General features: G+C 65.2%; 23 protein-coding genes. 6 read left to right on the top strand and 17 right to left on the bottom strand.

Annotation, left to right across the window (positions count from 1 at the left end; genetic code table 11):
• The 4 genes from HZZ16_RS31365 to hemH all read right to left on the bottom strand — a co-directional run.
• Window positions 1-208: transposase family protein (locus HZZ16_RS31365; protein ID WP_197951663.1), on the bottom strand; the 208-nt coding region annotated here is incomplete at its 3' end.
• 117 nt (window positions 209-325) lie between these two features.
• Complete coding sequence (locus tag HZZ16_RS31360) at window positions 326-769, bottom strand: NfeD family protein (protein ID WP_197953898.1); 444 nt, start codon at window positions 767-769, stop codon at window positions 326-328.
• Window positions 770-795: 26 nt separating this feature from the next.
• Window positions 796-1794: an SPFH domain-containing protein gene (locus tag HZZ16_RS31355; protein ID WP_197953897.1), complete on the bottom strand. Its 999-nt coding sequence runs from the start codon at window positions 1792-1794 to the stop codon at window positions 796-798.
• A gap of 219 nt (window positions 1795-2013) precedes the next feature.
• Window positions 2014-3051 (bottom strand): ferrochelatase, encoded by a 1038-nt coding sequence (gene hemH, locus HZZ16_RS31350; RefSeq protein ID WP_197953896.1) that lies wholly within the window; start codon window positions 3049-3051, stop codon window positions 2014-2016.
• A 78-nt stretch (window positions 3052-3129) separates the two neighbouring features.
• Here hemH and HZZ16_RS31345 point away from each other — a divergent pair, with 78 nt between their 5' ends.
• Complete coding sequence (locus tag HZZ16_RS31345; protein WP_197953894.1) at window positions 3130-3528, top strand: MAPEG family protein; 399 nt, start codon at window positions 3130-3132, stop codon at window positions 3526-3528.
• A gap of 158 nt (window positions 3529-3686) precedes the next feature.
• On the opposite strand, the gene HZZ16_RS31340 is transcribed toward HZZ16_RS31345, so the two are convergent.
• The 3 genes from HZZ16_RS31340 to HZZ16_RS31330 are packed head-to-tail and all read right to left on the bottom strand — an operon-like array spanning window position 3687 to window position 7518.
• A complete protein-coding gene (locus HZZ16_RS31340) occupies window positions 3687-4802 on the bottom strand; it encodes a nickel/cobalt transporter (RefSeq protein ID WP_197953888.1) in 1116 nt (371 codons plus the stop codon).
• Window positions 4799-5437, bottom strand: a complete 639-nt coding sequence (locus HZZ16_RS31335; RefSeq protein WP_197953886.1) for a DUF1007 family protein — start codon at window positions 5435-5437, stop codon at window positions 4799-4801. The genes HZZ16_RS31340 and HZZ16_RS31335 overlap by 4 nt, the downstream gene beginning before the upstream one ends.
• Complete coding sequence (locus HZZ16_RS31330) at window positions 5434-7518, bottom strand: M3 family metallopeptidase (protein ID WP_197953883.1); 2085 nt, start codon at window positions 7516-7518, stop codon at window positions 5434-5436. Before HZZ16_RS31330 ends, HZZ16_RS31335 begins: the two co-directional genes overlap by 4 nt.
• Before the next feature lie 136 nt (window positions 7519-7654).
• Between HZZ16_RS31330 and HZZ16_RS31325 the strand changes: the two genes are divergently transcribed.
• The 5 genes from HZZ16_RS31325 to HZZ16_RS31305 all read left to right on the top strand — a co-directional run bounded on the left by HZZ16_RS31325 (window position 7655) and on the right by HZZ16_RS31305 (window position 12508).
• On the top strand, window positions 7655-7909 hold the full coding sequence (locus tag HZZ16_RS31325) for a hypothetical protein (protein WP_197953880.1): 255 nt from the start codon (window positions 7655-7657) through the stop codon (window positions 7907-7909).
• Window positions 7910-8597: 688 nt separating this feature from the next.
• Window positions 8598-9740 (top strand): type III PLP-dependent enzyme, encoded by a 1143-nt coding sequence (locus HZZ16_RS31320; RefSeq protein ID WP_197953878.1) that lies wholly within the window; start codon window positions 8598-8600, stop codon window positions 9738-9740.
• A 149-nt stretch (window positions 9741-9889) separates the two neighbouring features.
• Complete coding sequence (locus HZZ16_RS31315; protein WP_197953876.1) at window positions 9890-10477, top strand: GNAT family N-acetyltransferase; 588 nt, start codon at window positions 9890-9892, stop codon at window positions 10475-10477.
• 140 nt (window positions 10478-10617) lie between these two features.
• Window positions 10618-11007 (top strand): RidA family protein, encoded by a 390-nt coding sequence (locus tag HZZ16_RS31310; protein WP_197953875.1) that lies wholly within the window; start codon window positions 10618-10620, stop codon window positions 11005-11007.
• Between the two features lie 58 nt (window positions 11008-11065).
• Window positions 11066-12508: a homospermidine synthase gene (locus HZZ16_RS31305; protein WP_197953874.1), complete on the top strand. Its 1443-nt coding sequence runs from the start codon at window positions 11066-11068 to the stop codon at window positions 12506-12508.
• Between the two features lie 151 nt (window positions 12509-12659).
• Here the strand turns inward: HZZ16_RS31305 and HZZ16_RS31300 are convergent, their stop codons facing one another.
• The 10 genes from HZZ16_RS31300 to HZZ16_RS31255 all read right to left on the bottom strand — a co-directional run bounded on the left by HZZ16_RS31300 (window position 12660) and on the right by HZZ16_RS31255 (window position 19875).
• Window positions 12660-12998, bottom strand: coding sequence for a hypothetical protein (locus tag HZZ16_RS31300; RefSeq protein ID WP_197953873.1), 339 nt, complete (start codon window positions 12996-12998; stop codon window positions 12660-12662).
• Between the two features lie 100 nt (window positions 12999-13098).
• The gene (locus tag HZZ16_RS31295; RefSeq protein ID WP_197953872.1) at window positions 13099-13815 is read right to left on the bottom strand and encodes an MgtC/SapB family protein; all 717 of its coding nucleotides are present in this window, start codon (window positions 13813-13815) and stop codon (window positions 13099-13101) included.
• A gap of 30 nt (window positions 13816-13845) precedes the next feature.
• Window positions 13846-14865 carry a WD40 repeat domain-containing protein gene (locus tag HZZ16_RS31290; RefSeq protein WP_197953871.1) on the bottom strand — a complete coding sequence of 340 codons (1020 nt, stop codon included), beginning with the start codon at window positions 14863-14865 and terminating at the stop codon, window positions 13846-13848.
• Entirely contained in the window at window positions 14865-15914 is a 1050-nt protein-coding gene (locus HZZ16_RS31285; protein WP_197953870.1) for a CobW family GTP-binding protein, read from the bottom strand. The genes HZZ16_RS31290 and HZZ16_RS31285 overlap by 1 nt, the downstream gene beginning before the upstream one ends.
• 56 nt (window positions 15915-15970) lie before the next feature.
• The gene (locus HZZ16_RS31280; protein WP_197953909.1) at window positions 15971-16834 is read right to left on the bottom strand and encodes a metal ABC transporter solute-binding protein, Zn/Mn family; all 864 of its coding nucleotides are present in this window, start codon (window positions 16832-16834) and stop codon (window positions 15971-15973) included.
• A gap of 2 nt (window positions 16835-16836) precedes the next feature.
• The gene (locus HZZ16_RS31275; RefSeq protein WP_197953869.1) at window positions 16837-17706 is read right to left on the bottom strand and encodes a metal ABC transporter permease; all 870 of its coding nucleotides are present in this window, start codon (window positions 17704-17706) and stop codon (window positions 16837-16839) included.
• A 6-nt stretch (window positions 17707-17712) separates the two neighbouring features.
• Window positions 17713-18468, bottom strand: coding sequence for a metal ABC transporter ATP-binding protein (locus tag HZZ16_RS31270; protein WP_197953867.1), 756 nt, complete (start codon window positions 18466-18468; stop codon window positions 17713-17715).
• Window positions 18469-18470: 2 nt separating this feature from the next.
• The gene (locus tag HZZ16_RS31265; protein WP_197953864.1) at window positions 18471-18707 is read right to left on the bottom strand and encodes a hypothetical protein; all 237 of its coding nucleotides are present in this window, start codon (window positions 18705-18707) and stop codon (window positions 18471-18473) included.
• A 59-nt stretch (window positions 18708-18766) separates the two neighbouring features.
• A complete protein-coding gene (locus tag HZZ16_RS31260; RefSeq protein WP_197953862.1) occupies window positions 18767-19267 on the bottom strand; it encodes a hypothetical protein in 501 nt (166 codons plus the stop codon).
• Window positions 19264-19875 carry a permease gene (locus tag HZZ16_RS31255; protein ID WP_197953861.1) on the bottom strand — a complete coding sequence of 204 codons (612 nt, stop codon included), beginning with the start codon at window positions 19873-19875 and terminating at the stop codon, window positions 19264-19266. The genes HZZ16_RS31260 and HZZ16_RS31255 overlap by 4 nt, the downstream gene beginning before the upstream one ends.
• Window positions 19876-19936: the final 61 nt, after the last annotated feature.

Raw genomic sequence — 19936 nt, 5'->3', positions numbered from 1 at the left:
TGTCATGGCTCGGCAATCCATGCTTAAGCACCAGCACGTCCTGCCAAAGATAAGCCTTCAGCCGCGCAAACAGCGCCATGTCGGTGCAACTCGTCGCTCCGCACAACGTGGCCATCAGGGCGATGAACAAGAGCTCCGTCAGATCGTGCAGCGCATTGTCCGCACGTGGGTCGGGCAGGTCTTCGAAGCACTCCGAAAATCGATCCATGGGTCGCTCCTTCCAACTCCAGGAGCCACCTTCAGAATCGATTTCTCTCCAAATCGCAATGCCTTAGGATCACATGCGATTCCCCTGCCCCTCCAGGGGAGGGTAAGCGAAGAATCCTCACGCCGCCGCCACGGTCAGATTCGCGCCGTCCACCTGCACCACCTTCACCCGCGTGCCCGCGGGTGTATCGGGACCCGCCACGCGCCACACCGTGTCGCCGATGCGCACGGTGCCGGTGCCGTCGATGATCGGCTTCTCCAGCGTGAATTCACGACCGAGCAAGGCTTCGCTGCGCTTGTTGAGGAACGGGCTGGCGCTGGCATTCGGCATCGGCTTGGCGAGACGGCGCCAGACCGGCACGGCCGCGGCGGCAAAGATCGCGAACATCACGAGCTGGATCTGCCAGGAGATCGCAGCCACGAACGAGATCAGGCCGACCAGCAGCGCAGCGAGCCCGAGCCAGAACAGGAAGATGCCCGGCGCCAGCACCTCCAGCACCATCAGGATGAAACCGAGGATCAGCCAATTCCAGTTGCCGAGCGATACGAACATGTCGGTCATGACACGACCTCTGTGAGACAGCCCCGTTACTGTGGCGGCACCGCGGGCGGCGTCGGGCCCGACGACGGGACCGATCCGCCGCGGCGCGCAGCAGCGGCTGCGGATGCGGCACTCTCGCCGAACGTCGCCTTGGCGATCTCGCCGATGCCGGCGAGCGAGCCGAGCATGCTCACGGCTTCCACCGGCAGCATGATGATCTTCTGGTTCGGAGCATCGGCGAACTGGCCGAATGCCTTGATATATTTGTCGGCGATGAAATAGTTCAACGCGGCGACATCGCCCTTGGAGATGGCCTCCGACACGGCTTGAGTCGCCTTGGCTTCGGCTTCGGCGAGACGCTCGCGCGCCTCGGCGTCGCGGAAGGCGGCCTCGCGGCGGCCTTCGGCCTGGAGGATCTGGCCCTGCTTGGCGCCCTCGGCGCGCAGAATCTCGGACTGGCGCTGGCCTTCGGCCGCGAGGATGTCGGCGCGCTTGACGCGCTCGGCCTTCATCTGCCGGCCCATGGCCTCGACCAGGTCGGCGGGCGGCACGATGTCCTTGATCTCGATGCGGTTGACCTTGACGCCCCAGGGCGAGACCGCGGCGTCGACCACGCGGAGCAGACGCTCGTTGATCTCGTCGCGGTGCGACAGCACTTGATCGAGGTCCATCGAGCCCATCACCGAGCGGATGTTGGTCATGGTCAGCACCGTGATCGCCTGGTTCAGGTTGGCAACCTCGTAGCTCGCCTTGGCGGCATCGAACACCTGGAAGAAGGCAACGCCGTCGACCGTCACGGTGGCGTTGTCCTTGGTGATCACCTCCTGCTCGGGAATGTCGATCACCTGCTCCATCATGTTGATCTTGCGTCCGACACGATCGAAATAGGGCACGATCAGGTTGAGCCCGGGGCTCAGCGTCTGGGTGTATTTGCCGAACCGCTCGATGGTCCAGTCATAGCCCTGCGGCACCGTCTTCACGCCGGCGACCAGCGTGACGATGACAAGCAACACCAGAACAATCGCGAAAATGTCGAAGCCGCTCATATCTCCTCCAAGGCGGGCAAAAGGCCCTTTCCGGCGCTGTCATTTGGTCTGGATCGATAGCCTACCGGTTCAGCGGTCACGCGTAACGTCGGCATCGGGCCAAATCCGCACAAGGCGTACAGAAAGGATGGCGGCCATTATGTATTTGGAAGGACGCTCTTGAAAGGATGCCGGCGCAGACCTAGCGGCAAAGGTTAAGATTTGCCGACAGGCGTAACGTCAGATCCAGCCCTGGAGCTCGCGCAGCACCAGGGTGCGGATCACGTCCATGCCCGGTCCGCTGTCGTTGAGGCAGGGAATCGCGGAAAACTGCTCGCCGCCATTGTGCTTGAAGATCTCGGCGTTCTCCTGCGCGATCTCCTCCAGCGTCTCCAGGCAGTCGGCGGAAAAGCCCGGCGTCACCACCGCGATGCGGCGCACGCCTTCCTTGCCAAGCCGCTCCATGGTCTTGTCGGTATAGGGCTGCAGCCACTCGTCGTTGCCGAAGCGCGACTGGAAGGTCAGCAGCAGCTTGGTCTCGTCCATGCCGAGCCGGCGGCGCAGCGCCTCCGTCGTCGCGATGCAGTGCTGCTGATAGGGATCGCCCTTGTCGACGTAGGCTTTCGGCATGCCGTGGAAGGACGCCACGATCAGCTCCGGCTCGAAGGACAGCGTCGCCAGGTGCGCCTCGATCGAAGTTGCGAGCGCCTCGATATAGGCCGCGTCCTCGTAATAAGGCGGCGTCACCCGCAGCGTCGGCTGGTTGCGCAGCTGCGCGAGCACGCGGAAGACCTCGTCGCAGACGGTCGCCGAGGTCGAGGCCGAATATTGCGGATAGAGCGGCACGGCCAGGATGCGCTCGCAGCCCTTCGCGATCAGCGCCTCGATGCCCGACTTGATCGACGGATTGCCGTAGCGCATCGCCCAATCGACGACGACATTGTCGCGGTCCGACAAAGCGGTGGCGAGCTTGTCGCGTTGCGAGCGCGTGATGGTCTTCAGCGGCGACTCGTTCCGCTCGTTGTTCCAGATCTTCTGGTAGTCGAGCGCCTTGGTGCGTGGACGGCTGCGCAGGATGATTCCGTTCAGCACCAGCTTCCAGATCAGGCCCTGGTCCTCGATGACGCGGGCGTCGCTGAGGAACTCCTTGAGGTAGATCCGCACGCCTGGAGCATCGGCCGTATCGGGCGTTCCGAGATTGATCAGGAGCACGCCGACACGCGGCAGGGCGGTTTGGGTGGCCGGTTTCGCGGTCTCGAGGGGGACGACGCTGTTCATGACTGGTTGGGTCGCGCGTTGGTCCGAACTTGTCAAGATGAGCCGGGGTTCGCTAGGGTCGCACCAAGGGGGAGGCCGATGACGCTTGCGGAATGGTGTGTATTCGGGGCGCTGTTGCTCTATCTGTCAACGATCGCCGCGGTCAAATGGATCAAGTTTCGCCGCTTCGACAATTCCCGGCCGCGCGACCCCGCCTTCTACGAGGACGCCCTCTCGCAACGCGCGCTCGGCGCGCACCAGAACGGCATCGAGACCTTTCCGTTCTTCGCTTTCGCGGTGCTGCTCGCCGAATACAGGGACTCGCCGCAGCGCCTGATCGACGAGCTGGCGGCGCTGTTCCTGATCGTGCGGATCGCCTATGTGCTGACTTATCTCGGCAACCGCCCGACGCTGCGCTCGATCCTCTGGAGCATCGGCTTTGCGATCAATCTCGGGATCTTCTTCATGCCGGCGTTGAAGCGGTTTCTGCCGGTGTGACCTTCTTCCTTCTCCCCTTGTGGGAGAAGGTGGCGCGAAGCGCCGGATGAGGGGTATTTCCTCAAACTCGGCTCAGCGTTCGCGGAGACATACCCCTCACCCGTCTCGCCGCTCTGCGGCGAGCCACCCTCTCCCACAAGGGGAGAGGGGAAGAGCACTCAAAAACACGTCGTCCGTTCGGCGGCGATGTAGCCGAACAGGAGGCCGACGCCGAACAGCAGAACCAGACCCGCGGCGCCGAACTCGATGCCGCGCATGAACAGCGCGCCACCGCCGTCGCGGCCGGCGCTGAGGCGGGCGGCGATATCCTTGGCGGAGACGGCGATGACAGCGATGGCCGCCACCGTGATCGCGGTGCCCAATCCCATCAGGAAGGTCGCGGCGATGCCGGCCCAGAACAGGCCCTGCGCCAGCGCGAACACCAGGACCAGGATCGCGCCCGAGCAGGGGCGGATGCCGACAGTCAGGATCGCAGCGAAGCCGCGCCACCAGCCGCCGGGGCCGGCGAGCTCGCTGGGCGTGGGTCCGTGGGAATGGCCGCAATGCTGGTCATGAACGTGATCGTGCCCGTGATGATGGTGAGCGTGGCCGTGGCCATGGTGATGATCATGGCGGTGATCGTGGTGATGATGATCGTGCGCATCATGATGGTGGTGATCATGGTCGTGCGGCACGCCCGCCATCGCCGGCACCGGCTGGGCAGCCTGAAGTGCGCCGATGAAGGTGCGGCCCTTGACCCAGGTAAGGCGCAGGCCGAACAGCGCGATCAGGGCGTAGCTCGCGATCTCGATCACCCCTTCGGCTTTGCACATCGTCTTGGCCGTCGCATTCAGCACCCAGGCCGAGATACCGACGATGAGGATCGCGACCAGCGACTGCATCAGGGCCGAGGCAAAGGACAGCGCGATGCCGCGCCGCGCCGTCTCGCGGTTCGCGACCAGATAGGAGGCGATCACCGCCTTGCCGTGGCCGGGACCGGCGGCGTGGAAGATGCCATAGGCGAACGAGATGAAGAGCAGCGTCCACACCGCCGAGCCGTCGGATTTTGCGGCGCGGATGGTTGCCGACATCTGGCGATAGAATTCCGACTGCTTGGCCAGGAGCCAGCCGATGAGGCCGCTCGCTTCAGGCTTGGCCGCCTGCGCCGGTCGCGGTGCGCCGAACGGGTTTTGCGCGAGAAGATCATGAAGCGCGGCGTCAGTCACAGCCATGACCAGCAGCACGGCAGCAGAGGCGAGCAGCCCGCGCGCGAGCGGAGAGAGTTGCGGCTTCAAGGGCAATCCACCGTGATCTTGTTGGCGAACATCATGCCGAAATTCGAGTTCTCGCCGTTCAGGAAGGTCTGCTCGTTCAGCTTCTGGGCGCTCGCGGTGCCGTCGTTCGGCCGCTCCAGCCTCATCTGGCACCCCGCGGGCGCACCGACCAGCTTGACCGGACTGTCCTTGGCCATCTGGAAGTCGATGAAGAAGGAGCGGTCGAACACTTCGAGCACCAGCTGCTTGGGCTTGACCGCGTTCTTCAGCGGCAAGGTGAAGTGCAGGGTCAGCACCGTGTCCTTGTAGTCGAGGAAATAGTCGACCGGCTCCTGGAATCGCTCCTTCTTGCCGTCGGCCTTGGCGAAGGTGAAGTAGGCGTATTCCTTCAGCGACTCGACGTTGGTCTGCGCCAGCGGCTTGAGCTCCTCGCTCGTGTAGGCGCCCTTGGTCTTGCTCTCGAGCCCCTGCACCGCATAGGCCGAGAACATGTCGTCGAAGGTCCAGGCATGGCGCACGCCGGTGATGCTGCCGTCGGCCGCGTAGAGCAATTCGCTGGTCGCGGTGATCCAAACATGCGGATGCGCGCTCGCCGCACCTGATACGAGCGTCATCGCGGCGGCAAGCAGGCATCCGAACAGGGCGCGCATGCTCATGAGGCCGCCTCGGCGTCTTCGAGCAGGCCGCGGCGGCGGAGCAGCGCGTCCGGCTCTGGCGGCCGGCCGCGGAACGCCTCGTAGGCGGCTTCCGGATCGACCGATCCGCCTGACGAATAGATGTCGTCGTGCAGACGCTTGGCCACCGAAGGATCGAAGATGTCGCCGGCCTCCTCGAACGCGCCGAAGGCGTCGGCGTCCATCACCTCCGACCACATGTAGCTGTAATAGCCGGCGGCGTAATGGTCGCCGGTGAAGATGTGGCCGAACTGCGTCGGACGATGACGCAGCGCGATCTCCTCGGGCATGCCGATCTTCTCCAGCTCGCGTCGCTCGAAGGCGCGGACATCCTGCGCGGCGGCTGCCGGCTGGGTGTGGAATTCCAGGTCAATGAGCGCCGAGGAGACGAACTCGACCGTGGCAAAGCCCTGGTTGAATTTTCGCGCGGCGAGGAAGCGTTGCAGCAGGTCGTCCGGCAGCGGCTCGCCGGTCTGGTAGTGGCGGGCGAACTTCTGCAGCACCTCGGGCCGCTCCTGCCAGTGCTCGTAGAGTTGCGACGGCAGCTCGACGAAGTCGGTGAACACGGAGGTGCCCGACAGTGAGGGATAGGTCACGTTGGAGAGCATGCCGTGCAGGCCGTGGCCGAATTCGTGGAACAGGGTGCGGGCATCGTCGGGCGACAGCAGCGACGGCTCGCCGCCGGCACCCTTGGCGAAATTGCAGATGTTGAGAACCAGCGGCGCGATGTCGCCGTCGAGCTTCTGCTGGTCGCGCAGCGAGGTCATCCAGGCGCCGGAGCGCTTCGACGGCCGGGCGAAGTAGTCGCCATAGAACAGCGCCTTGTGCTTGCCGCCCCTGTCCTTCATCTCCCAGACCCGGACGTCGGGATGCCAGACCGGAACGTCCTTGCGCTCCTCGAAGGTGACGCCGAACAGGCGCGTGGCGCAGTCGAAGGCGGCGGCGATCATGTTGTCGAGGCCGAGATACGGCTTGATCGCGGAATCGTCGAAATTGGCGCGCTGCAGACGCAGCTTCTCGGCGTAGAAGCGCCAGTCCCAGGGGGCGAGCTTGAAATTGCCGCCCTCTTCCGTGATCAGCGCCTGCATCTCGTCTCGGTCGGCCAGCGCCCGGGCCCGAGCGGGCTTCCAGACCCGCTCGAGCAGGCTGCGCACCGCGTCCGGCGTCTTGGCCATGGAATCTTCGAGCCGGTAGGCGGCGTAGGTCGGATAGCCCAGGAGCCTAGCGCTCTCCTCGCGCAGCTTCAGGATCTCGACAATCGTCACGTTGTTGTCGTTGGCGTTGCCGTTGTCGCCGCGCGCGATGAAGGCCTTGTAGACCTTCTCGCGGAGGTCACGCCGGGCGGAGCTTTTCAGGAACGTCTCGACCGAGGAGCGCGACAGCGTGACGATGGCCTTGCCTGCCATGCCGCGCTCTTCTGCTGCAGCCTTGGCGCTGGCGATGAAGCTCTCCGGCAGGCCGTCGCGGTCGGCCTCCCCGAGCTCCAGGAACCAGTCCTGCTCGTCGCCGAGCAGATGGTGGCTGAAGCTGGTGCCGAGCTGGGCCAGCCTCTCGTTGATTTCGGCCATCCGCGTCTTGGCCTCTTCAGAGAGGCCGGCGCCGGCGCGATGGAAGCGGGTGTAGGTGCGCTCTAAGAGGCGGAGCTGCTCGGGCGTGAGACCGAGACCTGCGCGGTTCTCGTGCAGATGGGCGATGCGGCCGAACAGCACGGCGTTCATCATGATCGGATTCCAGTGCCGCGCCATCCGCAAGGAGACCTCCTTGTCGATCTCCAAGATGGCCGGGTTGGAATGCGCCGAGACGAGGTCGTAGAAGACCGCCGCTACCTTGCTCAAGAGCTTGCCCGAGCGCTCCAGCGCCGTGATGGTGTTGGCGAAGTCGGGCGCCGCCGGATCGTTGGTGATCGCTGCGATCTCGGCGGCGTGGTCGGCGAAGGCCTGCTCGAAGGCTGGCAGGAAGTGCTCCGGCTTGATCTCGTCGAAAGGCGGGGTCGCGAACGGCGTCACCCAGGCCTTCAGCAGCGGATTGGTCTCGGCGTCCGTCATTTGGCGGGGTTCTGACATCACAAGTCCCGAATTTCGTGGCTCGATTGTTGCGGCCAGCTATAGCACGCGTGGGGCTTTTTTGGGCCGTTTGCCCTTGCCCCCGGCCGCCTTTTCGGGGAGATTGCGGCCCTCGAAGCCAGGATCCCCTGAAGCCATGAACGCGCCTTCTTCATCGTCCCGCCAGATCGTCTGGCCCAGCGTCATCACAGTCATCAGCGCCGCCATCCTGATCGGCGCTGAGGTGTTCGGCGCGGCCTTTGCCGGCGGCTGGGCGCTCGCGATCCTGTTCGGGCTCGGCGACCAGGGCGCCCATATCCTGCAGGCCGTGCTGTTCGCACTCGGCGTGCTCGTCATGACCGCCTTCATCCGCGGCGCTCAGCGCATCGAGCCCTTCACCAAGCGCGGCTGACGCTGCTCGCGCGTGGGCAACACGCGCAGCGCGGCGAAAACTTAACGCGCGTTCATCTTCCGCGTCGCTCGCGCAACAGCGCGCAAGCAGATGTTAGGCAATTCTGTCCGCAGCCTAAAAAAATTCTTGCGAAGCAGAGTCAAAACGCTTATGTGCGGACTTGCCCAATTTCGCACGTGCCTGTGGTCGTGTGTCAGTCGGTAGGTATCCGGACAAGAGGCCGGACAGCCGCCAAGGGGTGAAGAAGCCGAGGGGCTCTTCGGAAGTGCGGAAGTCGGAAGACCGAGGTCGCAAGACCAGAAGGTCGGACGACGAAGCAAACCCGAAGCGCCCAGCATCTCTCTCAAAGAGATGCCATGTCGAAGGTGACTTCGCTCTTTGCAACCGTGACTGGCAGCCGGAGGCGAACCGGCGCACCCCGCTCTCAACGGGGGACGCGACTTAAAGCAACGACGGATCGGGCTTTTTTGGTCTCTACCGGCAGTCCAACGCCGGCGCGGGCTACTGAAAAGGCTTGTCCTTCATTGCCAGGTGAGCGGGCGGGAAACTCTCCCAACCAATCCACGGCAGCACAGTCTGGTTTGAGTTTTTTGGCCTCAGCGCGCCTCCATCGCGCGATGCGGCTGAAGCACTCTCATCAGACGTCACGTTGATACGGATCCCGTCGCTGGGACCGCCGGAGAGTGCCATGACCGAACGTATCCAGGAATTCCTGCGCAACCGCCGCAAGGATGGCCTCGACACCGAGCCGTGCCTCGTCGTCGACCTCGAGGTCGTGCGCGACAACTACCAGAGCTTCGCCAAGGCGCTGCCCGACAGCCGCGTGTTCTATGCCGTCAAGGCGAACCCGGCGCCGGAAGTGCTGTCCCTGCTGGCCTCCATGGGCTCCTGCTTCGACACCGCCACGGTCGCCGAGATCGAGATGGCGCTGGCTGCGGGTGCGACGCCTGACCGCATCTCGTTCGGCAACACGATCAAGAAGGAGCGCGACATCGCGCGCGCCTTCGCGCTCGGCATTCGCCTGTTCGCGGTCGATTGCGCCGCCGAGGTCGAGAAGGTCGCCCGTGCCGCGCCGGCTGCGAAGGTGTTCTGCCGCATCCTTTATGACTGCGCCGGCGCCGAGTGGCCGCTGTCGCGCAAGTTCGGCTGCGACCCGGAAATGGCGGTCGAGGTGCTCGACCTCGCCAAGCGCCAGGGCCTGGAGCCGTGCGGCATCTCCTTCCATGTCGGCTCGCAGCAGCGCAAGGTGAAGGCGTGGGACCGTGCGCTGGCGATGGCCTCGCAGGTGTTCCGCGACTGCGCCGAGCGCGGCATCAACCTGACCATGGTCAACATGGGCGGCGGCTTCCCGACCAAGTACCTGAAGGACGTGCCGCCGGTCGTCACCTACGGCCGGTCGATCTTCCGCGCGCTGCGCAAGCACTTCGGCAACCAGATTCCGGAGACCATCATCGAGCCGGGCCGCGGTATGGTGGGCAACGCCGGCATCATCGAATCCGAGGTCGTGCTCATCTCGAAGAAGAGCGACGAGGACGAAGTGCGCTGGGTGTACCTGGACATCGGCAAGTTCGGCGGTCTCGCCGAGACCATGGACGAGTCGATCCGCTACGCCATCCGCACCCGTCACGACGGCGCGGACATGACCCCGTGCGTACTCGCTGGGCCCACCTGCGACAGCGCTGACGTGCTGTACGAGAAGAACCCGTATCCGCTTCCCGTCACGCTTGAGATCGGCGACAAGGTGCTGATCGAGGGCACCGGGGCCTATACGTCAACCTACTCGTCGGTGGCCTTCAACGGCATCCCACCGCTGAAGACGTATCATATCTGATTTGCCACATCAGATCCGCCTCTCATTTCCAGAGGCCTGACGAAACCGGGAGCCGGTCCGCCGGCTCCTCATCCAAACATCTCGATTTCTGATGACGTCTTGGACAGGCGTGCTGCGCGGACGCCGGTTCAAGCGGGGACTGACGTGCCATGACCGCTCCTCGGAAGCCGCAAGTTGCCCTCACCTCGAAAGCCGCTCCGTTCGTGATCCGTGCGGAACGTGCTGGAGACGTCGCGGTGCGCGAAGCGCTGCTCGATGCCTGCTTTGGCGAGACCCGCCATGGCCGCACCTGCCAGCGCCTGCGCGACGGACGCGCGCCCGCTGCAGGCCTTGCCCTGTCGGCGATGCGCGACGGCAAGCTCGTGGGAACCGTGCGGCTGTGGCATGTCAGCGCCGGAGGCAGGCCCGCTCTGGTCCTTGGACCGCTGGCGGTCGACCCTGCCTGCCGCGAGCTCGGGATCGGCGCCGCGCTGATGCGTCAAGCGCTGGCTGCCGCCCGGGCGCGCGGGCACGACGCCGTCGTCCTGCTCGGCGATGCCCCCTATTACGCCCGTTTCGGCTTCTCGACTGAGAAGACCGCGGAGCTGTCGCTGCCGGGCCCGTTCGAGCGCGACCGCCTGCTGGCCATCGAGTTCACCGACGGCGCGCTCGATGGCGCCGCCGGGATGATCGTCCCAACCGGCCCGGCCCTGCCCAAACGGAGGTCGGTTCGCGCGCCTGAGGCGCACGCGGCCTGACGGATCGCTGGCGTAGCGAAGATCGCATCGAGCGGCAACGTCTGGCGGCGCCTGCGCCAAGCCCGTTCCTTTGGGGTTGCGCAGGCGCCGGAAACGCCCTTTAACCCCGCGAAACACCCCTTCAGTCGAGGCCCAGACCGATGTCCCGTCGCCTGATCTCCACCGGCTCTCCGCTCGAGAAGACCGTCGGCTACAGCCGTGCCGTGATCGACGGCGAGTTCGCCTTCGTCGCGGGAACCACCGGCTATGACTACACCACGATGACGATGCCGGCCGATGTCACGAGCCAGTCACGCAACTGCTTCAAGACCATCGCAGCCGCTCTGCAGGAGGGCGGATTCGAGATGGCCGATATCGTCCGTGCGACCTATTACGTGACCGACGCCAGCTACATCGATGCCCACTTCGCCGTCTGCGGCGAGGTCCTCGGCGACATCAGGCCGGCGGCGACGCTGCTGGTCGTCAGCGCCCTCGCCAGGCCCGAGATGAAGGTCGAGATCGAAGTCACCGCCAAGCGCCGCAGCATCTGACAAGCGCCGCAGCGCCTGATCCATCCCTCACTGCCAGCACTTTCCGGAGAAACCATCCATGAGCCCTCCCTCGCAGATCTACGCGAAGATCACCGGCCCCATCGTCATGGTCGGCTTCGGCTCCATCGGCAAGGGCACGCTGCCCCTGATCGAGCGGCATCTCGACTACGACAAGTCGCGCATCACCGTGCTCGATCCCAAGGACGAGGGCCGCAAGGCGCTTTGCGAGAAGCACAATGTCCGCTTCATCCAGAAGGGCCTGACCAAGGACAATTACCGCGAGGTGCTGACGCCGCTGCTCACCGAGGGCGGCGGCCAGGGCTTTTGCGTCAATCTCTCGGTCGATACCGGCTCGACCGACATCATGGAGCTCTGCAACGAGCTCGGCGCGCTCTATATCGACACCGTCAACGAGCCTTGGCTCGGCTTCTATTTCGATTCCTCGAAGGGCCCGGAAGCGCGCTCCAACTACGCGTTGCGCGAAGTGACGCTGGCCGCCAAGAAGGCGCGGCCCAAGGGCTCAATGACGGCGGTCTCCTGCTGCGGCGCCAATCCCGGCATGGTCTCCTTCTTCGTCAAGCAGGCGCTGCTCAATGTCGCCGCCGATCTGAAGCTCAATGCCCCCAGGCCGAAGACCAAGGCCGAATGGGCAGACCTGATGCGGCAGGCCGGCATCAAGGGCATCCACATCGCCGAACGCGACACCCAGCGCTCAAAGAAGCCGAAGGAGCCGGATGTCTTCGTCAACACCTGGTCGGTGGAAGGCTTCCTGTCGGAAGGCATGCAGCCGTCCGAGCTCGGCTGGGGCACCCATGAGAAATGGATGCCCGAGAATGCGCATACCCATGAAGCCGGCTGCGGCGCTGCGATCTATCTGATGCAGCCCGGCGCCAACACGCGCGTGCGCACCTGGTGCCCGACCCGCGGCGCACAATACGGCTTCCTGGTCACCCACAACGAGTCGATCTCGATCGCCGATTACTTCACCGTGCGCGACGCCTCGGGCAAGGCGATCTACCGGCCGACCTGCCACTATGCCTATCATCCGGCGGACGACGCCGTGCTGTCGCTGCATGAAATGTTCGGCCGCGCCGGGAAGATGCAGGAGAAGCACCACATCCTCGACGAGAACGAGATCGTCGACGGCATCGACGAGCTCGGCGTGCTGCTGTTCGGCCATGACAAGAACGCCTATTGGTACGGCTCGCAGCTCTCGATCGAAGAGACCCGCGAGCTCGCGCCCTACCAGAACGCCACCGGCCTGCAGGTGACCTCCGCCGTGCTCGGCGGCATGGTCTGGGCGCTGGAGAACCCAAACGAGGGCATCGTCGAAGCCGACGAGATGGATTTCGAGCGCCTGCTCGAAATCCAGCTGCCCTATCTCGGCCCGGTGAAGGGTTTTTACACCGACTGGACCCCGCTGACGGATCGTCCGGGGCTGTTCCCGGAGGATATCGACACCAGCGATCCCTGGCAGTTCAAGAATATCCTGGTGCGGTGAGGGCAGGCTCTCTCCACCCGTCATTCCGGGGCGACGCGCAGCGTCGAGCCCGGAATCCATCGGGCGGCAATACGTGCGGATGGATGGATTCTCAGGTGCGCAATTGCGCACCATAGCTCGCGCTGCGCGCGCCCCGGAATGACGAAGCGACCTACTTCTTCTCGATCGGCGGGGCGATCTTCTCCGCCGGGGCGGGCGGCAGCGCGGGCTTGCCCGCGCCTGCCGCGCCCTGCGTCTGCGGCTCCGGCCGTGCAGGCTCGGGGGCTGGCGTCGTGGGCCGGTCGCCGCCGGGCTTGGCCTCCGCGGGCACCTTGCTCTGTTCGTCGGACGGGGTGCCCTGGAGCGGGGGTGTCGCCTGCGCGAGCTGCATCCGGCTTTCGGCGCGGATTTGCGCCAGCGACATCACCGACACCACAACGCCTGCTGCGAAAATCGCAGCGCCGATTGTCAGGTGGAGCTTCAGTCTACGCTTGTCATCTCGGCCGAGCATGTCGATCACCGCCTTTGTCCACGGGACCAACGAAGCTGGGGCGCGCCGGTTCCGGAACCGAAACGGCGGGAACCACTCGGGCACGCGCCAAAACGCCGCGCTACTCCGTCGTGCTGACTTCCCAGGTCGCATGCCGCACGCCCGGCAGATGTTGCAGATCGGTCGCGACCGCGTTCAGCTCGTTCGGGTCGACCGCACTCGCAACCAGCTTGGCGGCGATCTCCAGAATGTCCTCGCTGACCTCGGCGACTTCGATATCGGCCACCGCATATTTCGCCGCCTCGAGCTTGTCGACGAGGCGGTCGCGCATGTCGGGCAATCCGTCGGCCGCAACCGCGAGCTTGAAGTAGTAGGTCGCCTCCAGCGCCTTCTCATTCAGCGGGATGCGGTTGATGGCGTTGACCAGCGGGCGCAGCATGGTGTTGCCGGCGATGACGAACACGGTCAGCGCGGCCGCCTGCGCGACCATGTCGGCGCCGGCGCAGGAGCCGACCGCAGCCGAGGCCCACAGTGTCGCCGCGGTGTTGAGGCCGCGCACGTCCATGCCCTGTTTCATGATGACGCCAGCGCCGAGGAAGCCGATGCCGGAGACGACGTAGGAAATCACCCGCACCGCGCCATCGGCCTCGGTCAGGTGCATGGCGAGATCGACGAAGGCGGCCGCGCCCACCGCGACCAGCACATTAGTGCGCAGGCCCGCGGTGCGCTGGCGGTATTGTCGTTCGGCGCCAATCAGTGTGCCCAGCACGAAGGCCGTGATCAGGCTGACCAGGGTGTCGCCAAAGTCGGCAAGCTGGAAGGTCGTCAGAAATCGCATGGTTCCCTATACGGCGGGAACCATGACAGATTAAAGCTCGAGCAGACCGCCGTCCCCATTTTCGTCGGCAAACGCCAGTAGCGTGCCTTTGGCGTTCCAGGCGAGCGCGGCCACCGGCGGCGTGCCATTGCGGCGGACCAGGATCTCCGCGCCGTCTTCCAAACGCACCATCAGCACGGTGCCATCGCTGTAACCGGCGGCCAGGATGTCGTTCTTGGGATGACAGGCGACCACGGAGACGCGCGCCTGCAGCGGGGCGAGCATCGCGGGCTCCTTGCCCATCGGACCATCCTTGCTGCCGAACGGCCAGATGATCACCGTGTCGGCGCCCGAGGTCGCCAGCCCCTTGCCGCCGGCACTCCACGACATCGAGCGGACGCGGCCGGGATAGCCGGTCATGCGCATGTGCCTATTGTCGGCGAGCCGCCAGCCGTGCAGCGCCGGCTCGTGCATCGCGGTGACCAGGAATTTGTTGTCGGGGCTGAAGGTGACCGCGTGATGCGAGCCGGCCCAGGGCAGGAATTCGGCCGATCCCGCCATGTTCGGAAACCACAGCGTCACGCCGTTGTAATGCGCGATTGCGAGCCGCAGGCCCTTCGGCGCGAAGGCAAGGCCGCCGACGGTCGAGGGCACGTCGATCGACTTCTCCTCGGCCTTGCCGCTCTTGACTGTCGCGGCCTTGCCGGCCGACCAGGCGAAGGCACCGTCGGCGTGCAGCGCCACCGCGTCGATCCAGCGCCGCTTGGGATCGGTGGCGAGCAGCGTCACCTCGCCCTTGGCATCGAGCGAGACGACCTTGCCGTCGTCGCCGCCCATGACGAGGCGCTTGCCGTCAGAGGCGGTCGAGAGAATGCCGCCGCTATGCACGACAACCGTGGTGATCTCGCAATTGGCATCGACGAATGCGACGTTCTCCTCGCCGCCGACGAAGGCGGCGCGATCCCTCAGGAAATGCACCGAGGTCACGGCCATGCCGAGCGTAATGGGCTTGACGCGGTCGGTGACGGAGACGATCGAAGCGGACTCGGGCGCCGGCGTAAACTCTTTCATCACGAGACGATGCAGCTCTCAAAACCCTTGCGGATCGCCTCTTCGGGCAATTCGCGGCCGATGAAGACGAGGCGGCTCTCGCGCGGCTCGCCCTCCTTCCACTTCCGCTGGTGGTTGCCCTCCAGCATCATGTGGACACCCTGGAAGACGTAGCGGTCGTCGTCGTCGTGGAAGGCGAGGATGCCCTTGGAGCGCAGGATCTTGCCGCCCTCGACCTGCACCAGGTTCTGCAGCCAGGGCATGAACACGTTGGGATCGAGCGGCTTGTCGGTCTTGAGCGAGAGCGACTGCATCTCCTCGTCGTGATAATGCTTCAGGCCGTGACCGTGATCATCGTGGTGATGGTGATCGTGGCCGTGATGGTGATGATCATGGTCGTGGTCATGATCGTCGGCCTCCAAAAAAGCAGGCTCGATGTCGAGGATGCGGTCGAGGTCGAACGCGCCGCGGTCGAGCACGTCGGCCAGCGCCACCGCGCAGCGCTCGGTGCGATGGAGCTTCGCATACGGATTGATGCCGCGAATGCGGGCCTCGACCTCGGCGAGCTCGCCCTTGTTGACGAGGTCGGTCTTGTTCAGAACGATGACGTCGGCAAAGGCGATCTGGTTCTTGGCCTCAGGCGCATCCTTCAAACGGTCGGACAGCCATTTGGCGTCGGCGACCGTCACGACCGCATCGAGCCGGGCGTTTTTCTGCACGTCCTCGTCGACGAAGAAGGTCTGGGCGACGGGCGCGGGATCGGCAAGACCGGTGGTCTCGACGATGATGGCGTCGAACTTGCCCTTGCGCTTCATCAGGCCGTCCATGATGCGGACGAGGTCGCCCCGCACGGTGCAGCAGATGCAGCCGTTGTTCATCTCGAACACTTCCTCATCGGCGCCGATGATGAGGTCGTTGTCGATGCCGATCTCGCCGAATTCGTTGACAATGACGGCGTATTTCTTGCCGTGGTTCTCCGACAGGATGCGGTTGAGCAGCGTGGTCTTGCCGGCACCGAGATAGCCGGTCAGCACGGTCACGGGAATCTTCTGGGAGGTCGCGTCAGACATAACAACTCCGGACTACAAGGCTTTTTCGCGCGACGCGAGGCGGGGTGGCCCCTGCCCTAATGGTCAAGCGCGCTGGTCAGTGCCTTTATATTGTGCCTGACCATGTCAATGTAAGTGGGTGCAGGGCCCTTTTCGCCGGTCAGACCGTCCGAAATCAGGGTCCCACCGACCCTGGCGCCGGTCTCGGCCGCGATCCGCCGGATCAGGCGATCGTCGGTGATATTTTCAAGGAACACGGCCGGGATTTTCTGGGCCTTGATCTGGCCGATGATGGCTGCGATATCGCGCGCGCTCGGCTCGGTTTCCGTGGAGACGCCCAGGGGTGCGATGAACTGGATACCGTATTCGGCGGAAAAATAGCCGAAGGCGTCGTGGGTGGAGATCACCTTGCGCCGCTCCGGCGGGATTTTTGCGATCGCCTCGCGGACCTCGCGGTCCAGTGTTTCGAGCTTTTCCAGATAGGACCTGGCCTGGTCGCGGAAGAACTCCGCGTCGTCAGGAGCGGCTGCGGCCAGCGCATTGGCGATGTCCGTGACGTAGATCCTCGCGTTCGGAATGGACTGCCAGGCGTGGGGATCAGCGGCCGAACCCAATTTCAACGGCGCGATGCCGGTGCTTGCGGTGACCACCTGCGCCTTGCTCCCTGAGGATTGCACGAGGCGCGGCAGCCAGCCCTCCAGCCCGAGCCCGTTGACGATGACGAGCTTCGCCGCCGCGATCCGCTTCGCATCCGCTGGCGCCGGCGTATAGACGTGGACGTCGCTGTCGGGCCCGACCAGCGTCGTCAGGTTGATGCGATCACCACCGACATTGCGGACGAAATCGCCGAGGATCGAGAAGCTCGCGACGACGTTGAGCCGCTCCGCGGCCTCGAGCGGCGAGGTGACCAGCAACAGCGCACAAAACAGGATGAACCGCATCGTCATGCTTCCAGATGCCGGCCGGGAAACAGCTGCCGGACGATGCCGCCGACGCGGCCGAACAGGATGGAGACGATGTAGAGCACCGTCGCCACCAGAATGATCGCGGGGCCCGAGGGCACGCGGGTCTGGAATGAGAGCACGAGGCCGGCATAGCCGGAGACCCCAGCAGCAATGACGGCGATGCAGATCATCGCGGTGAGATCGCGCGACCAGAACCTTGCGATGCCCGCAGGCAGGATCATCAGACCCACCGCCAGCAGCGTGCCGAGTGCCTGAAAGCCGTTGACGAGATTGATGACGACCAGTGCGAGGAAGGCGAGATGAGCCGGGCCGCCGGCCCGGCTCACGGTGCGCAGGAACAGGGGATCGACGCTCTCGATCACCAGCGGGCGGTAGATCACTGCGAGCACCAGCAGCGTCACCGTGGCGTTGAAGGCCACCACCAGCAGCGTCTGGTCGTCCATCGCGAGGATGTTGCCGAACAGCACGTGCAGCAAGTCGATATTGGTCCCCTTGATCGAGACGATGGTGACGCCGAGCGCCAGCGAAGCGAGATAGAAGGTCGCGAGCGAGGCGTCCTCCTTCAGCCCGGTCGAGCGCGCGACGACGCCAGCGAGGATCGCGACGGCAAAGCCGGCGATCAGGCCGCCGGCGGTCATCGCGAACAGATTGAGGCCGGAGAGCAGGAAACCGATCGCCGCGCCGGGCAGGATCGCATGCGCCATGGCGTCGCCGACGAGGCTCATCCGGCGCAGCATCAGGAACACGCCGATCGGCGCGCCCGCCAGCGCCAGCGCGATCACCGCCGCGAGCGCGCGCCGCATGAACTCGAACTCGGTGAACGGACCGATCAGCGCGTCATAGAGCATCGGATATCAGGCCGCCCGCGAGCCGACATCATCGGCCGCGCAGGCCGCGGCGCTGTCGTCGAAGGCCTCGCACATCCGCATCGCGACCAGCAGGTTCTCCGGCGTCAGCACCTCCGCCGTCGGCCCCCACGCGACCGGGCCGCGCGCCAGCACCAGCGTCTCAGTGAAGTGGTTGCGCACCATCTCCATATCGTGCAGGGCGGCGAGCACGGTGCGGCCCTCGCTGTGCCAGCGCTTCACCAGCGCGAGCAGATCAGTGGTGGTCTTGCCGTCGATGGCGTTGAACGGCTCATCTAACACGATCAGGCTGGCATCCTGGAGCAGCACACGCGCGAACAGCACGCGCTGCATCTGGCCGCCGGAGAGCGTGCCGATTGGGCGGTTCTCGAAGCCGCTGAGGCCAACGGACGCGATCGCACGCAAAATCTTGTCGCGCGAGGCTTTGCCGATGCCCCCGAACAGGCCTGTGCCACGCCACAACCCGGTGCCGATGAAATCGAACACCGAAATCGGGAAGCTGCGGTCGATCTCCGCGCTTTGCGGCAGGTAGGCGATGTCGCGGGCATCGAGTCCGCCGAGATGGATCGTCCCGTCGAGCGGCTTGAGAATGCCGACGATGCCGCGCAACAGGGTCGATTTGCCGGCGCCGTTCGGGCCGATCACCGCAACCAGCGCGCCCGGCGCGACCTCGCCGCTGAGATGATGCACGGCGGGGTGGCGGTCATAGCCGAGCGTGAGATTGTGGAAGTGCAGCGCTGCCATCGTCACCTCATCGCCAGCAAGACGATGCCCCACATCACCGCACAGACGGCGAGTGCGGCCGCGAGACGGCCCGCCATGGTCATGCGCAGGATCGACCAGGGCGCGGCCTGGGCCGGATGCGGCGAGGCCGCATCGTGGGCATGGGCATGGGTGTGATCGTGCGCGTGCGGATGCCCGTGGCCGTGGGAATGGCCATGAGCATGGTCGTGCTGGTGGGCGTGGGATGCGGCGGGAGCCATTTGCGGACGTTATATTATAACATTACGCCTGTCCACGGCCGGCCTGTCATTCCGGCGGCTCAGGGCTTGCCGATCACCATGGCGATCGCCGCCGCCACGAACGGGAACGGCACCGAGACGGCGCAGCGGAACCAGACAAAACGGGCGGGCATGAACGGGATCTCCCACAAGACCACCCGCTGGAAGGCGAATAGCGCCCAGGCGACGACATAGGCGACCACCTGCGGCACCCCGCCGCCCGACTTCAGCGCGACCGTGCCGATGGAGAAGCCGACCACGGGGCCGCCGGGCGTCGCGGCGCCGGCGACCACGGCGGTGGCTACCCCGAGCCAGCCGCTATCCGGGCCGAGCCAGCCGGTGATCACCTCCTGCGGGATGATGGCGGCGATATAGCCGGAGCCGATCACGCCAAGCGCAATCCGCGGCACAATGTTGACGAAGTCCATCGTGCCTTCGCGCAAGGATGCCACGAACACCGGGCGCCCACGACGATAGGCGATCAGCCCGACGCCGAGCACCGAGCCCCACAGCAGGATGTCGATCAGGAGCGCAGCGCTCAACTCTCGTCGTCCTTCGCGCGCGGCTTCGGATAGAGCCTGATATAGACGAAGCGGCCGAGGGCGCCCGCGAGCACCGGCAGCGGCAGCGAGATCACGATCCGCCACAGCGTGAAATCGGTGCCCATGATCGGGATTTCCCAGGCGACCGCCCGGCCATAGCCGATCAACGTCCAGCTTACGACCATGGCAATGGTTGCGCCGAAATCGGCGCCGACCGCGAGCAGTGCGCTCGCCACCGGATAGGCGGTGAAGGGACCGCCGGGCAGGATCGCACCGAACGCCGTGCCGATCAGCAGGCCCATCAGGCCGGATTTCGGCCCGAGCGAGCGCGAGACTTTCTCGTGCGGCAGGATTTCCGAGATGAAGGCCCCTAACAGGCAGCCGGCGAGCACGCGCGGCAGGATGCCCGAGAACAGCGAGAGATCGTGGGTGAGGATGTCGAGAACGCCGTCAGTGCCGTCCCGCCGCCAAACCAGTGCCGCACTGACCGCCACCAGGGCTGCGATGATGATGGTCGACCAGCCGATCGGCTTGCGGACCCGGCCCGGCCGCGGCTCGGATTCCGCGTCGCCGGAAGGCGCCGGATTGTTCGGGGAAGGTTCTGACAACGGGCTGGGTCGCTCGAGGGTGATGCGCGTCCTGATTAAAGGCGCCGCCGATGCGATGCAA

This window comes from Bradyrhizobium glycinis (assembly GCF_016031655.1).
Classification (GTDB): domain Bacteria; phylum Pseudomonadota; class Alphaproteobacteria; order Rhizobiales; family Xanthobacteraceae; genus Bradyrhizobium; species Bradyrhizobium glycinis.
This window is presented reverse-complemented; position numbering and strand designations above follow the sequence as displayed.